At 39.2% G+C, this 17,710-nt stretch carries 3 protein-coding genes; all 3 read right to left on the bottom strand.

What is annotated here, in order from left to right; genetic code table 11:
- The coding region (locus HZA38_03660; protein MBI5414589.1) for a S8 family serine peptidase at positions 1 to 15,982 on the bottom strand (15,982 nt) is incomplete at its 3' end.
- Positions 15,983 to 16,047: 65 nt separating this feature from the next.
- On the bottom strand, positions 16,048 to 17,079 hold the full coding sequence (locus HZA38_03655; protein MBI5414588.1) for an S-layer homology domain-containing protein: 1,032 nt from the start codon (positions 17,077 to 17,079) through the stop codon (positions 16,048 to 16,050).
- A gap of 315 nt (positions 17,080 to 17,394) precedes the next feature.
- Positions 17,395 to 17,710: hypothetical protein (locus HZA38_03650; GenBank protein ID MBI5414587.1), on the bottom strand; the 316-nt coding region annotated here is incomplete at its 5' end.

Below are 17,710 nucleotides of genomic sequence, written 5' to 3'. Positions count from 1 at the left end.
CAGCTCCGCTCAATGTGTACGATGTTTCAAGATTAAAATTTGCAGCGACATTCAAAGAAAACTCTGTATTTTCATTTCCGGATTGATCAGGAATTGGAGCTACGAGAGTTGGAGGAACCGGAACATATCTCACTGTAAGAACAAACGAATCAGAAACACTTCCTTCTGCGTTCAGAGCGGTGACATTGATTGTGTAATTTGTATTTTGAGCAATATTTGGCAACGTTCCACTTATAACCCCTTGTGGACTAATGTTCAAGAACGTAGCGCCACTCAAATTATACGAGGTCTCTCCCCAGAAATTTCCAGAAACATCGAGCGAGAATGTCGTGTTTTCATTTGCTGATTGATCGGGAATTAGAGTGATAAGCGCTGGTGGAACAGGAATATATTTTACAGTGAGCACAAACGAATCAGAAATATTTCCATCTCCATTTAATGCAGTAACATTGATTGTGTAATTTGTGTCCTGGGTTACATTTGGAAGAGTCCCTGAAATAACTCCTTGCGCATTAATGCTGAGGAATGTGGCTCCATTCATCGTGTATGAAGTCTCTCGATCAAAATTTCCAGAAACATTGAGAGAAAACGTCGTATTTTCATTTTTTGTTTGATCTGGAATCGGATTTACCAGAACTGGCGGCATTGGAACATTTTTTACCGTGAGCACAAAGGAATCCGTCACCTGTCCATCAATGTTTAAAGCCGTTACAGTCACAGTATATGAAGCATCATTGGGAAGAGAAGGTAAGGTTCCACTAATAAGCCCTTGAGCGTCGATGGTGAGGAAATTTGCTCCGCTAATTGCGTATGCCGTTTCTGCTGCAAAATTCCCAGCAATATTTAATGAAAATACAGTATTTTCATTTCTTGTTTGATCTGAAATCGGCGTGACCAGTCTTGGAGGATCAATTACTGTAAAAGCGACTCTTGCAGTATTATTTTGAAGATTCGGATCTGCGGTTTTGGAACTAATTTTTGCGGTAGTTACCGCTCTTCCACGACTCATGAGCTGAGCTCTATACCTGATTTCTCTTTTTGCTCCAGCAGGAAGATTCCCCACCTGGCATGTAATTGTTCCTATGGTATTGTCGGAGCATATTGCGGGAAGAGACGCTGGGCGAATTTTTATTTTTTGCGCATCATAAATACTTTTGATGATTACTCCCTCAGAAACAATATTTCCTCGATTTGAATAGGAAATTCCGTAAGTTACGATATCTCGAACCTTGGGAGAAGTTCCAATCGGAACACTACTACTGATTTTGATCGCAAGATCAGCACTCTGGGGAGGCGCATTTGGATCTGGATCGAGTGGTGGATTTTCTTCACCCGGAAAGAGTGGAAGAGTGAGATCAGGAATATCATCATCTCCGATGAGAAGGGCAGTGCTTCCCACTTTGGTACTAATGGAATTCTCATTTGGAAGTGATACAAGGGCTGCATACTCAGCCTTCTTTTCTGGAGCATTGAGATACACTATTTCCTCTGGTTCTTTTTTCTCCCCAGAAATTTTTCCGAACCCAGCCGAAGAGGATGTTTGAAGACCAGCATTACACAGCAATTCTTCTTGCTCAGGATGCTCAGCGCCTCCAGAACATTCGATTTTTATTTTGGTCCATGTTTTTACTTGTATTCCAGAAGAAGGACAGGATCGCGGTGTAATGCTAAAACTCCAATCGCTTTCCGTACATTCTGTATGTGAAACCGTAACAGGACCACTGCTATATGTCATGAGCGGTGGATTTGTTCCATCGCAAATGAGTCCGTACGTGTAATATGAATTTTCAAAGAGAGATGAAGTATTCCAAATATGTCTATTTGCTTGATCATCTTCAGAAATATTCCCAGAAATAAATATTCCATCGTTCCCAACATTATTTGTGTCATAAAAGAGGAATATTTTCGCGTCATCATCAGGATCACTATCTGCCCAAGTCATGGGGAAACTCAAATCGGCTGTGTCGTCTATTCCGTTTGGTTCGAGGATGGTGAGGGTCGGAGACTCATTTGGGATTAATTCAAATGCAGCGGTAACTCTGCGAAATTGATCCATAGAAACTGTACAAGTTTCTATTCCAGTGCAACCGGATCCGCTCCAACCAACAAAGGTTGAAGTAGCATCAGGAAGAGCTGTGAGAGTAAATGTTCCATTTCCTGTTCCTGTTTTGTGAACGGTGAGATTAATATCAGCGGAAAGATTTTTGTCGAGTTTTGAGATAAAGGTATTGAGTTCATCAGGAGCAAAGTCTCTTCTGTACGCTCCAAGTGTGGTTGGGAAATCAGATGAATATGTATTCCCGGCAACATATACATTATTTTGATTATCCATCGCAAAAGCATAAACCACCTCAGGAGAGTTTCCACCAAGAAATGTTGAGATCTTTAAATCACTAAAATTTCTATCAAGGATGGAAATAAAGCCATCAAGTGGTCCTTCTTCGGTATCAAAAGAAATTTCCTTATAAGATCCGCTTGTTGTCGGAAAATCTGTTGAGAATGTATCGCCCGCCAAATATATATTTCCATTTGCGTCTATTTTGAGAGATGTGATGAGATCCTCGTGCTCTCCACCAAGATATGTAGAATCCAAAAGAAATGTTAAATTTTCATCGAATTTTGAAACAAAGCCATCTATTACTCCTGAAAATGACTCAGAATACGCCGAAAGACTCGTAGGAAAATCATCTGAACTTGTTTCACCTACAACAATAATTTTCCCTTCTGAGTCAAAATCTAATGAGAAAATGATGTCATCATTTTCTCCTCCCAAAAGTGTTGAAGCCTGAACCATACTTAAATCTGAGCTAATTTTTGTTATAAAACTATCACTCATTCCATTTTTTATCTGATCATAAGAATTATTTGTTGTAGGGAAATTTTCGGACATCGTTGCTCCGACAATGTAGATATTGTCGTTTTGATCAGTTGTAATATTATGCGAATACTCATAGCTATCTCCCCCAAGAAATGTCGAATAGAGGAGACCAGAGAGTTGAGGATTCAATTTTGAGATAAATATATCATCAGAACCACCAAAGATTTGATTATATGCACCATCTGTCGTTGGAAAACCACGAGAAAAAGTTATTCCTGTGAGAGAAATATTTCCATCAGCATCAAAATCAATGGCACTTACATAATCATATGTTTCACCACCGATATATGTTGAGGAAATAAGCGTACCTAAATCGCTCGAAAGTTTTGAAACAAATCCATCTGAATCTTCATCATAAATTGAGTCATAGGCTCCCGAAGTGATCGGAAAATCATATGAGGAGGTGGTGCCACCAACATATACATTCCCTTGAGAATCAAGCACAATTGAAGCAATCAATTCACCTTCATCGCCCCCGAGATATGTTGAAGTCAAGAGTGTTGAAAGATCGCCGGAAAACAAAGATATAAATGCTTCACTATATCCACCAAAAGTTTCGTCATACGCTCCAGGAGTAAGAGGGAAAAGAGATGATAGAGTAACACCTGTAATATATATATTCCCATGGACATTAATGATCATATCTCCAATGAGTGTGTCATAATTCTCTGAACCAAAAAACGTCGAAGCGAGCAACGGATCAATTACAAGCTCTTTCGACGCATCATAATTCTCAACTTTGAATTTATATCCATCTGATCCCAGTTCATATTTCACTTGTACTTTCTTTTTGACCCCATTCACTTCTTGAAAGGCTACTGGAGTTGTGAATTTCACTTCTCCATATCCTGTTTCTACAATGAGTCTTCCTTCTGCATCTATTCCTTTCACAGGTGCTCCTTCCATGCGCATCTCAATCTGACTCGGATCTGCTCCCGGTTGAACCGAGAAAAGTTTCTCTACATTGTTTCCTTCAGCTTTTAATTTGAGTTCAATACCGTCATACACTTCTCCAAGACTCACTTCTTTGAATGTGGGAACATTTGATTGCCATTTACTTTCATCATTTCCTGAGAAAAAATTCATATTTGGTATCGCTTCTCCACTCGCCGTAATATTGAAATTAGATCGAGTTTTTCCAGTAAAGCTTTCTTTGAGAACCCAGCCTTTGTGTCTTTCTTGTTTTTTATTCTCAAGAAATTTTTCTGGATGTAATGTTGTATCGAGTTCATTTTTGAGATCTTTTTTCTCAATCATCGGAAGATCATAAAAAATTTCTCCACTCTTTGTCACATACACTGTTCCGCCGAATATTTGTGCATAATACGCGACGTAATCAGGAACTTGTCCCCTGTTCTCAATAAAGGTAGTGCTATCCTTGAACGCTCCCTCAAGCTCTTGAGTTGATACTCCTCCATGTACTCCATCAAAATTGAATTTCCCTGTAACGGTTTTACTTTGATTTAATGCGACCTCACAACTTTGATTTCCTGAACATCCTTCACCACTCCAACTCTCAAATGTAGAATTCTCATCTGAAGTCGCAGTCATTCGAATACTTCCTGAGCCTTCACCAAATTTATTCAAAATAAGATCATTCTCAATAGAATGAACAACTCTCACGTTTCCAGAACTATAACTTACCACCGGAGAATTCACTCCATCATCAATGACTCCATACACATAATATTCTCCGGGAGTAAGTGTTGAAGTATCCCAAACATAACTATCCATTTCATCATCTTCCGGAAGGGCAACAAGATTTATTGGCATTCCATCATTTCCAGAATTATTCGTGTCGTAATACAGGAAAATGCTCGCATTATTATCTGGATCCTCATCAGTCCAAGTGACGGTATAATTTGTATCAGCAATATCGCTCACTCCATCGGGCTCGAGGATGGTAAGAGTTGGAATTTCGTTATGATCGATCGTTACTGCTCCTGTACTGTAACTAATAACTGGAGGATTTACTCCATCGTTAATTATTCCATACACATAATATTGTCCTTCAGGAACTCCCGAAGTATCCCAAAGATATGAATCTATCTCATCATCTTCATGAAGGGCAGTGAGATTTATCGGCATTCCATCGTTCCCAGAATTATTTGTGTCGTAGTATAAGAAAATATTTGCATTATTATCGGCGTCTTCATCCGTCCATCGAATCGTATAATTTTTATCGGAAATGTCGTTTACTCCATCTGGTTCGAGAATGGTAAGTGTGGGAGAAATATTCGCCACGGAAAAAGCAACCTCACCATTGTTCGCAAATATCCAATCGAGTATTTCTCCTTTATTATTGAGAGCTCGTATTCTCCAATAATACTCCCCTGCTTCAAGTACATCCTCAATTTGATAAGAATAATCTCCAGGATTTCCAAGATCTAAGGCTGAATAAGTATAGTTTATCGTGTCTCCTTCATCTTGATTGGAACCGCTGTCATAAATTCCGTCAGTATCAATTTGGAGAGTATATCCGAGTGTATTTCCTAAAGTAAAATCTTCCAAGTGGAAAAGGAGTTGAGGATTTTGATCACTTGTAGTTCCTCCAAACGGAATCTCCTGACTTGTTTCATCTTCAATCTGAGAGAGATCAGAGACATACGGACCTGAATGAACAACCGTCGGAGTTTCCAGAATCGACGGTTGACTTCTATTGTCTGTAGTTCCGACAGCAACGACAGCATAATAGTATTCCGTATTATATGTCGAAGTAGTGTCGATATACTCATGATTCGTCGTAGTAGCAAGTAATGTTTCTTCATTTATCTGAGCAAGCGGAATTTTCGATCGATGTACTTCAAATTCACGGAAAACATTAATTTGAGAAAGTGCGTTTTTTGCGTTTAATCGACCACCACTCAAAACTTTTTCTGAGAGAAGTGAAACTCTATCGGATCCATCTAAAATATATTTCTTGATATCGGAACTATTTGCTTCCGAGTGTTTCGTCCACAAAAGAGCTGCGACTCCTGAAACATAAGGGGCAGCCATAGAAGTCCCACTAAGAAATTTATAATCTTCGTTTGGAGCAAGACTCAAAATCTCGACACCGGGTGCTGCAATATCTACTGTTTCCACACCATAGTTCGCAAAAGTGCCAAGTGAACTATTCTGATCTATGGCGGTAACAGAGATGATGCTCTCCAAGTCGTATCCAGAGGGATAGTGTGGGATGACATCGTTATTGTCACCAATATTATCGGAACCTCCATTTCCTGCTGATGCAATAATAAGCGCTCCCTGGGATTCCGAAAAAGCAATCGCATCTCGAAGAGATTGACTGTATGCGCCTCCTCCCCAACTATTATTTAAAACTTTTGCCCCATTGGATACCGCATACTGAATCGCGTCTATAGCATCTCCTATTTCTCCACTGCCATCACTCATGAATTTTACAGGCATAATTTTTGCTCTCCATGTGACCCCAGAAACGCCTAAATTGTTATTCGTAGTGGCGCCAATAATTCCAGAAACATGTGTTCCATGACCATTATCAAGACCATCATCCATAGGATCATTATCCCTGTTTTTTGATACGAGACATGATCCATTACTCGCATGATCAGCACACGTAGAAAAATCGTATCCATGTATATCATCTATGTAACCATTACTATCATCATCAATTCCATTTCCCGGAATTTCATCTGAATTCACCCAAATATTTGAGGAAAGATCAGGATGATTGTAATCTGCTCCAGTATCAAGGACAGCAACAATTACGTTACTTTCAAGACCTGTTTCGATCTCCCATGCTTCGGGAGCATCAATGTCAATATCCGGAGTTCCTCCCGTTTGACCAGTATTGGAAAGTCCCCACTCTTCAGGAAAAGAAGGATCATTTGGGATTACATCTGGTTTCAGGAGATAATTTGGTTCTGCGTAGACGACCCACTCTTTTGACTGTAATTCGAGGAGCGCCTCTTCCATTTTTTCCGGGAACGGAATACGAATCAGTTGAAACTCTGGAAGAATATTTTTTTCTTTTCCCTTCAGTCCTAATTGGGGAAGCATTTTTTTCTCTTCCACGATGTAATCTTTTGAACTATGAAATTTCAGGATTTCCTCACGATCAAGAGCAGTCAATTCTTTTTTAAGCCGAATAATCACTTCTCCGGGAACATGAGGATATTCAAGCTGCTGCCCAATAATCAGTTTTTTTCCTGAAAGTGCATATATATCCTGATTTTGTGCGGCAAAGGTGTGATCCCACTCGAGATGGATTTCCTGTTCCCGAGGGAATGCCGTAGCCTGCAAATTTGTAACAGGATTAGGGGCGTTGACATTGAACAGAATATGAATCTGAACACTGTCAAGAATTTGTTCTCCATTTAGGAAACGAATTGTTTCGTTGGTGTCGTTTCGAACACTATTTCGTAGACTAAGATTTACAGTTTCTTCACTTCCAGGCTGGGCAGATATTGTTTCTTGAGAGGCGGTGAAAACATCGTGATTATAATCGACACTCACATTCCCAGTAAATCCACGCGAGAGAATATTCAAATCAAAATTATATGATTCGCCAGTGCTATATATCGTATGATAGATTTCGCTTGGAGAAGCGCTTATTCCAATTCTCGTCACGACTGCTTTGACGCTCTCGACCACAAGAGGATCATTTTGAGACATAATCGTCACATATCCCTCATCGATTCCTTCATTCTCTTCAAGAGGAGTGAGCGATAAATAGAGAGTTTTTGTTTCTCCTGCAGTCATAACAAGCTCTGCAGGAAAATTAGTGAAGGGCGTTCTATTTTGATCAGAAAGCGTGATCACACTTTTCGTATTTGTATTCCAAGTAAGATCAAATGTGTCGGCAGCTCCTTCATTTTGAACCACAATTTCAAATTCAACTGCATTTTTGTGAGAAACTTCCTGAGAACTTTCTCCTCCAAGTCCTTGAGGACCATAGACACCGTCTCCATTCCCCTCAATAATGAGATCACCCTGATGTCCTGTTTCTCTTACAAGGAGAGAGGAAAGTAGTCTTTTGTCATGCGTTCCTCCCTCATCAACAATGATGGCATAGCCAAAGTTTCCGGGAACATTTCCTGAAAGATTCCATACCGCGGTAACAGTTTCATGAGGCGGAATAGTAATACTTTGTGTAAGAATACCATTTACAAGGAGTTCTGCAGGAACATCGATTCTAACGGGAATATTTTCGGCTAAATAATCTCCTGCGTTATACACTTCCAAAGTCACTGGGAGCACATTTCCAAGAGGAACCTGATCTTGAGCTTTCAGTGTATTTTTCAAGTCTGGAAACCCAAGGACTTCCACTTCTTGAGAGAGGTATGCTGTTCCTCCATTTGGACTGGTGATAGTAAAATCAAGAATATGGTCCCCATACGTGAGCGGAGTAAGATTCCATGCAATACTTTGTGTTTGATGTGCCCTAAGCGAAATATTTTGAGAACCGTTTTCAAATTCAAAATATTTGCTGCTGAGAGTCACGGTGACATTATCTACCGGAATTTCCCATTCATTTTGGATACTCAGAGTCACAGGGAAAGCTTGATCTTCATTAACTTGTTCTGGAACCGAAGGAGCAATGCTGTATGCGTTTTGAATTTGTGTTGATGCCAATGCAGATGAGAAATCAGCACTGGTTTCAAAAAAATGAATTGCCTCTCGAAGATGACCATGATCTTGATATGAAAAAGTGTACTCTGCCTCGTCAAGACCACTTACCTCAAGAATTTGTGAAGTGGAATATATCTGTTCATTTCCCGGAATGGAAAGATTAGAATTTGGTGGAGTGCTTACTTTTAGCGAAATATCTGCACTTCTTGAATTCGGAGCGGAATTTTGTATAGTAATTCTCACAGGAAGATTCTCAGGAGCTCGATATTCTGTCCCAGTTTCTACATCAAGAAAGAAGAGTGGATCTTCATGGTTCAAAATTTCTTGAGCAAGCGCTTCGTAGAGAGTTTGTGGTGTATCACTACTTAGCAGATCTTGAGAATATAAATGGAGCGTCTCTTCTCCAAAAGGAGAAAGACCAAATTCCCATTCCAAAGTAAGTTCACTTCCATCATGAGTGAGAAGAGATGGTTTTTTTGTGAAGAGGTAGGTAATACTGTGATTTTCTCCAGCAACATTTTTCTGCAGCGTGAGATAGTGAATGTTTGGATTGGTGATAGAACTAATATCAGAATATCCGGGAACAATAACATTTGCATTGCTCGTATCAATTCTGTATTGATGCGTATAATTATTCACCCCTTCTCCGTTCATAAAATGAAAAGTATCCTGGTCATAGTCTGTACTTTCATCAGAAGTAGTATATTCCTCTACGACAATTGATCCATTCGTCCCAGCAGCTTCATATTGAAGTCCTTCAGTTGAGATTCCTTCCGAAGAAGTATTGAGTACTCGGAGGGCATTTTGGGAGGTTGCATTCGAGATGAGGGCAATTTGGGGTTGATACTCTTCAGTAATGTACTCTTTGAAAACTACAATAATATCGTCGTATTCTTCTTCAATTTGTATTTGAAAATTAAATTCTTGAACGGCGCTCGGAAGAATATCGATCCCATTTCTAATAGTCGTTACGCTTCCCAGAAGAGGTCTATTATTTTTGAAGGGAATAATTTCAAAATATGTTTTTGACGCATCAGGAATTTCAGGATCATCAATTCCAATAATGCGAGGAGTCCCAGTATTCTGAAAAAGAAAGTTAATATCGACAGCAACTGCTCCCTGAATCTGTTTTGGAATATACGGAATACTTACAGGTTCTGGAGTGATCAAAGGCTCTATTTTCGAACGATCTTCAGCAGATGAAGCTGAACTTTCTGTATCTACCAGAGGTTCAATTTCGGTATCATCAATCAAAACAACTTTTTCATTTGGAGGTGTATCTGAAAGTGAAGCAATTTTCGAAGAACTTATAGCTTTTATTGCCACTTCCTTTTCAGAAGTTCCAGAAGCAAATAAAGACCAAAACCAATCGTAGATGCTTTCAAAAAATCCTTTCTCCTCGACTTTTTCTTCAATTTTTTTAAAATCAATATCCTGTAAAAATTCAGGATCCAAAACTCTGCTTACTCTTCCCCAAGAAAATTCTCCTGTCTTAGCATCAATATGTATTTCTGATTTTCCGAGAAGATCTTTGTGGTATTTGGGCTCAAGCTTTGCTGACCAAAAGTATTTATCCTCAGGGACTCCTGAATATGGTCTATATGAAGCTATTGACATTTGCAATTCTGAAATCTCATCTATCTCAGAGAAATTAGAAATAATTTCTTTAGCCTCGGATTGTTTAAGGAATACCGAGGGAGTGCTCTTTGAAGGATTATATTCCCAGAGATTAGTGCCAGATCGTGTTGTATCGGATAATTCCGCATAGGCTATTTCCGCATCTTTTTTAGCTCCCACAACATAGACATAATGTGGATCAGTACCACCATAGTTGTACGACGGATTATAAATAAAATTTTTGAAAAAAACATAGTCACCATAAATAGCCACTTGGTGATATCTCGGGAAATTCTCTAAGGGAATGAAATATTCATCTTTTATTATCTGATCTACAGGAAGTGTGTATTGAAATTTTTGTTTTACTTTATTGAAAAGCTCATCATATTTTCCGGAATTTCGGTCTTCCCATGGAGATGTTTCTATGTTGAGATACGTCGACTCATAAGCTTTTGAGCCCATTCTTTTCCATGCTTCTTCTATAGTTTCTAGTTTGCTTTCATTATCGATATACTCTGATAAATTACTGTGCACCTTCTCTTTCCATTCAATGTCTTTCAAAAATTCGGCATCCACGACCCTTGCTATTCTTCCCCAAGCAACTTCTCCTGTCCTAGCATCAATATGTATTTCTGATTTTCCGAGAAGATCTTTGTGGTATTTGGGTTCAAGCTTCGCTGACCAGTCATAGGAATCGCCTGCGGGATAGTAGACGGGATCATTTCGAGTCATAGAAAGTCCCAATTCTGAAACAGTATCAATTTCAGATAAAGCTTCAATAATCTTCCTTGCTTTTTCCTCAGAGAGAAATGAGCTCTTGTATTTCTGGTTTCTCTCAGAATAAGGGCGCGGATCATAAAGACTGGAAGGTCGTGAACCACCTATAAACAATTCAATATATATAATTTCTCCATTTTTAGTTCCGATAGTGAAAACATAATGGGGGTCGTAAGAACTAGATATTCCTGTCGGGGTATATATAAAGTTTCTAAAAAATATATACTCCCCATATTCTGCAACTTGATGATATGTCGGGAAATTTTCCAGAGGGACAAAAAATGGTCCTCTTTCCGCTCTTTCTAATATTTTTTCGGGAAGATACTTCTTAAAATCATACTTAATCGAATTAAAAAGTTCGTCATATTTTTCGGAGTTTCTATTTCTCCAAAGGGATTTTCCTTTGTTGAAATACAATACATCATTCTCATATTCTGAGGCATTGGATGTATCTAAATATTCTCCCACACTAATACTACTGCAATCATCGCAAGACTCTACTTCAGATGAATTATGAAAAAAACTTACCCTTGCCCCCTCTTTCAGCAACGGAGATGAGGAGAGGAATTTCGCCTGATTTGGTTCATCAATAGAAACAGTTGACTGAACATTGTTTGCTTGGATATTTGTTTCAGCGCTGAGATTACTGAGTGTTCCTCGGGCACGCCCGCCTAAATAATCATTTGTAAGTTCCTGAGGAAGGACATCATCATCATTCTCAGAAAATGGTTTCGGAGAATATACCCCATTCTTACTTCCAAACCTATTCCCAAAATAATCAATTTCCAATTTCCCATATTCTTTTCTCGTACCTTGTTTTCTCCCGGGGCTCGAGTCAAATACATACCATCCTCCCTTTTCGGGAAGAAAAACTTCATCCCAAACATGAAAATTCCAATAAGGTACAAATGTTTTATTTGCTGGTGCAAAGTCTATTCCACTTGCCATTCTTATTGGTAGACCAATAGCTCGCACATAATCAAGAAGCAAATTTGCACGATCCATACATTGCAACCCGGGACCACTATAAAGCAGGTTATCATCGTCGTCTCGCACCTCCCCTGTCCAAATTTTCTTAGGATCAGGATCTGTGCATCTAATTGTATCTGGTGTAAATAATTCGACTATTATCCCATTCCTTTCCTCATGCCCACAACTCATATCTACCCATTTCCCATTATTTTTATCAGCACTAATATTCCAAACTTTTTGAACGGATTCGTACGGACTACTATCACCATTGATTAAGCTCATAGCCTCCAGAAAAATTTTATTTTCTGGCTCAAAGTGATGCAGATTATACTTATTGTTCGGGAAAAGATTCCACTTTGTATAATACACCGCTTTTTCCTTTTCCACATAGTGATGATAAAACATCTGATTCTCCCAATCTTTCATCTCTGCTCTGTACTTCACATAAAACTCCTTTTCTCTTCTGGCAAGATCGACGCCATACTTGCTAATAACTGCTTCTACTGTATATTTCCCTACTTTTGTACTCAGAGATAAAGGAGCAGAAAAAGTAATTTCACTTATGCCTAATCCAAAAAAATTACGCCAATCGTTTGGAGGGCTTGCTACTTTTCTTCCAAATGCTGCCACATTCCCACTGGGATCTTTTATTTTTACTGTGACATCAGTGCCATTAAGATAATCTCCACCATCCGCTCCCACAATAATCGGAATATTGTCACCCTGCAAATACACGGGCTCATCAACCGTAACATCATAACTCTCTGTCCCAATCTCCTCTCCACTTGTAGTCGAAGCCCCTCCTGTCGCTTTCACATATTGTGAAGCTCCCGGCATCGCAATTCCCACAATACGCACCCCTTCTCCAATTGAAATTGGAATGGAGAACTGATTATTTCCCTCATTGCTTTCCGCAACATCTGAACTGGAATCGATCCAATACGAGAAATAATAGATTCCCTCATTGAGATTCCCGGGAAGTTGATAGCTGAGATTTTCGCCTACTGTCTGATTCACTTCAAGATTTCCAAATACGTCTTCTCCCACCCAATCATTTGATGAATAGCTGGGAGAACCCTGATGAAAATAATACGTAATACGCGCCCCCGTTCCTGTTGGCGCATTTCCCTGATTTCGAATCTCCACATTCAAATTGACTGTTTCTCCTGGCCGTGCTCCTTCCGGAGAGATGCTCTGACTCGCCCGAGTGAGATCAGGTATAAGCTGACCAGTTACCGTAATCGTCCAGTAATATTGATTATTTCCTTCGTGAATCTCATCAACCGTATTATTTGCATCAATAAAGTAGGATAAATAATACGTTCCCGAAGGGGTGTTTGAAGGGACGGTATAATAGAGTGTTTCAGCTGACGCTTGACCGGGACTCAGAAAAGAGACCGCATTTTCAGCAATTTTATTTTGTTCTGCATAACTTTGTTCATCTTTTTTGAAATAATATTTCACTGTGCTCTGCCCCGCATTTGCGACGCCTTCATTTTTTACTCGGTGATTCGCAATAAGTGTTTCTCCCGGAGAAACAGTAGTCTTGTTAATTGTCCCTTTGTCATCTCTTGGAGAAAGCAAATCTGGTTTCACCACAACTGTAATTGTCCAATACCATTGATTATTTCCTTCATTACTCTCATCAACTCCATTTGTCGCATCAATAAAAAAACTGAGATAATATGTTCCTGCTGGAGTGCTTGAAGGAACAATATAATTAAAATTTTCAGCAGAATTTCCACCTACAGCTAAAGATGGAACTGAATTCTGTCCCACCTTATAAGCACTTTCATACGTTAGAGTATTGTGGAAATAGTAATACACCGTACTTGCTCCTGCCTGTGCTCTCCCCTGGTTTGTTACGACATGATTTGCGGTAATTGTTTCTCCAGGAAGAACAAGAGTATTGGCAGTTCCTCCAGCAGAAGTGAGATCCGGTTTCAGCGCATTTACCGTAATTGTCCAGTAATACTGATTATTCCCTTCATTACTTTCGGCAACTGTCTCTCCTGCATCAACCCAGTAGTATAAATAATATGTTCCCGGAGTTATATTTGCCGGAACAACATAATCAAAACTTTCAGCAGATGTTCCTCCGACTAAGAGGCTTGAAACAGGATCTTCTCCTACTTTGTATGTTGTTGTGAATATACGAGTATCATGAAAATAATAATACACCGTACTTGCTCCTGCAGTTTCATTTCCACTATTTTGAATTGTGATATTTGCTGAAATGGTATCACCGGGATATACGTTTGTATTCGCAGTACCACTTGAGATTAAATCTGGTTCTCCGTGGATAGTGATTATGTAATAAAACCTATTGTCATTTTCGTTAATTTCATCAGTGGCATTTTCTGCATCAATCCAAAAGGAAAGATAATACGTTCCCAGAGGTGTTCCCAGAGGAATCGTCTCACTCATGCTTTTTGTAGATGTGCCACCCGGAGCGAGTCTTGGGAACAGATTTCGGTCAATCTCATCACTCGGATCAAACGAATAGTTATCTTTATGCAAGAAATAATGTACTTGGTTTGCATTTGATTCTGTAAAACCATTATTGACCACTGTATTTGTTAGTTCTATATTTTCTCCTGGAAGAAATGTTGATTTATTTATCGTAGATCCTGCAGAAGTAAGATTTGCCCTTGAATCAACAGTGATTTCCCAATACCCGCGATTATTTGTTTCATCACTCTCAGTCACAACTTCTCCCGCGTCAATTTGATACGAAATGTAATACGTATCTGAAACAGTATCTATTGGGATGGTATAACTGAAACTTTCTTGAGATGTTGCCGCAGGATTGAGTGGCATGACATAATCTGATCCTACTTTGTTGAGATCATGATAGGAAACAAAATCTTTAAAGTAATAGTATATGTAGTTTTCGCCAGCAACTGCGTTTCCTTGATTCATCACTGTCACGCCAATGTCTATTGTCTCACCCGGAACGAAACTTCTCTTGTTAATACTGGCTGAAGGAGCCATTAAATCAGGATTGGTATTCACATATTTCCCCAGCCAAATATCATCCACATACGCCCCTTGAAGTGAGTTGACACTATTATCACTGGAAAACACAAAAGCAATCCAAACCTGAGGCTGTCCAGTCAAATTTCCTAATGTTCCTACATTCGTGAGATCAAAACTTCTATACGCCCATCCTCCGGTACTTCCAGTATTTTGAAATCCGGAATAATTTAATCCATTTATTGACGCATAGTATCCGAAAAAATCCCAATTTTGTTCCGAATCGTTTTGAAAATAAAAATTAAGCTCTGCCTCATTCGCATCACTGAGATTAAATGGACCATATACCATCCAAGAGTTCATATTGTTATCGTATTGACCGCAGTCAGGCATGTCGCCTGTAGCCGCTGCCCAAGCGGACCAACTTCCAGTATGCGGGTGACAATTCACATCATCCCAATAATCATTTCCACTGTTAGAGTTATTATCATAAGCTTGCCAACTGCTCCCTCCGGGAGGGAATGCTCCCTCAAAATTCTCTGTCATAATTGTTTGCCAACCCGCTTGGACTACGGGCGTATTTTCCGCTGTATTTTCAGGCTTCTTTGTATCATCATCTGGATCAAGGAATTGAACATTTGCATTTTTGAAATCTAAAGTAACCTCGGATTTTTCAAAAAATATTTCGTCTGTATGATTTATTCCATCCTCTATTTTGAAAGTACGTTTATTTTTAGGTCTCTCAGGTATCTCTTGAGGGAGCTTCTTATTCTCAGAAAGCTCTCCTTTTTCTGATTTTAAAATATCTTCCAAAAATTGAGTTTCTGGTTTTTGATTTTCTCTTTCCTCCTTAACGGACTCTAATTCTAACTGTTCAGGCTGTTCAGAAAATTTGCTTTCTTCTCGAAGATTATTTGTGTCTGACATGGTCTCGAACAATGTATCCGTCTCCGGAGTGGTATAAACTGCCTCAGTTTTCGCACTTACTCCCGCAAAGTAGTCTTTTTGAATCTTAGGAGCGGAAAAATCCGCTGCCGCTGGGGGTATTTCCTCGGCTTTTCCACGAGCACTCATGGGAATTCCTGCCAGGATATTGACCATGAGAAATATTGCAGCAGTACCGATGGAAATATATTTTTGAAAAAAGCGGAGGATGGGAGGAGTTTTCATAGAAACAAGAAAAAATATTTTTCGAAAGAAGAAATGTTTTTGAATTTTATTTCAGAGAAACCAACCTACTTCAGATCTTCATCACGAGGAGAATTATTGACGCTTGGAGTCGTAACAGAACTTGGCAAAAAGTCCGTTCTCCATACATATAATCCCATCTCTCCACGCGTGATAAATCGCTCAGGATCTTCATCTCTTGCTTTTAAAATTCCCTGGTTAAGCGCGAGCTCAAAATAGGGAAGATACCAAGGGGACGAATCCTTATCTTTGATTTTTATGTCATTAACTTCGATGAGAATTTTTATTCCTTCACTGAGTCTCACATTCCATTCTGGATGAAAAAATCCATCTGCGTATCCTTTTATCCATCCGCGCTCTTTCGCATAACACACGTACTCTGCAAACCATTCCTCATGAACATCAGCAAAACAATTTTTATAATCGCCCTCTTTTGGAATATCTTCTCCCGCACTTTTAATGACAATTTTTAAAAACTCTGCGCGAATTATCTCTTTATCTGGACGAAAAGTCCCATCCGCATAGCCTTGAATAATTTCTTTTTTTTGTATCTCTTGAATTGCCGTTCGAATTTCATCATCAACATTTTCAATATCAGAAAAAACGCGTATCCCATCATCGTTTCCAATCCCTATCTCTCGAGTATCACGAACTCCTGAAAGATCTTCTTTCTCATTTTTTTGAGATGAGGAGGAAGGATCTTGATACATTATTTCACCGTTGATAATAGGACCATTATCATCTTGAGAAGGAGGTATTTCCGAGGTATCAGGATCGAAAAATGGGACTTCCTCGTGCTGCTCCTCAATAATATTACCTTGGTCTCTCTCTTCTGGAGGAACCTCTTTTTGAGCAGGAGATTCTTGAGCAATATCGGAATCATCATTGTTTCCGGGTTGATCTTCCCTACTTTTTCTAGTTGAGCATTCAGTTGAATCACACGAAATGATGCCACTTAAATCTTCACTCTCTATTTCTGAATTATTTGTAGAAGCATGGACATGAAGTGATGTGATCACGAAAGCAAATATAAATGTAAGACTCATGAGCCGTTGTATTTTCAGGCGAAGTATGGGCATGAACATCGGGAAGAAAAAGTGAAAAAATTAAAAAAAACAGGAATAATCCGATGAGAATCGGGGTCGTCATTGTTTTTTCCCGCATAAAACTAAAGTCATTCGCGATTGTGCCTGTTTTACCACTAATATGCCTATATGGCAATACTTTTCTTAAGAAATTCTTAAAAATTTAGCTGTTTTTTCGCACCATATTCTCCTGTTTATGGATAGTGCAAAAGTGTCGTCGAAGTTCGACAACACTTTTTTCATCATACAAAAAGCCCCAAACCTTTCGGCTCAGGGCTTTCAGACAAACCCGATGAATTCATCATTTCATTAAATCGTAGGTTCAGATCTAGAATTAGAATCAGAATCAGGATTTCCTCTAAATGATGGGTCTATAATATCATTAGGATTCTCCTCAAATAATGGGTCTATAATACCCTTTGTATCAGGTGCAGCCCCTCGTGATCCTGAATTACTGCCAGTTGAAGCTGGCGCTGGAGTAAACTCTGGATTTACCATTTCAGAAATTCCTTCTGGTCCAACGTTATCGAGTTCTTCAAGAAGTTTGGCTCCCACAGTCATCATCTTCGCTCCAGTCGCACGAACCATTGGTCCATCAAGATTCATTTTCCCAGTGTTTCCTTCT

The organism is Candidatus Peregrinibacteria bacterium (assembly GCA_016220175.1).
Taxonomy (GTDB): domain Bacteria; phylum Patescibacteriota; class Gracilibacteria; order CAIRYL01; family CAIRYL01; genus JACRHZ01.
The sequence above is the reverse complement of the archived record's forward strand: the minus strand, read 5'-3'. Positions and strand labels throughout refer to the sequence as shown.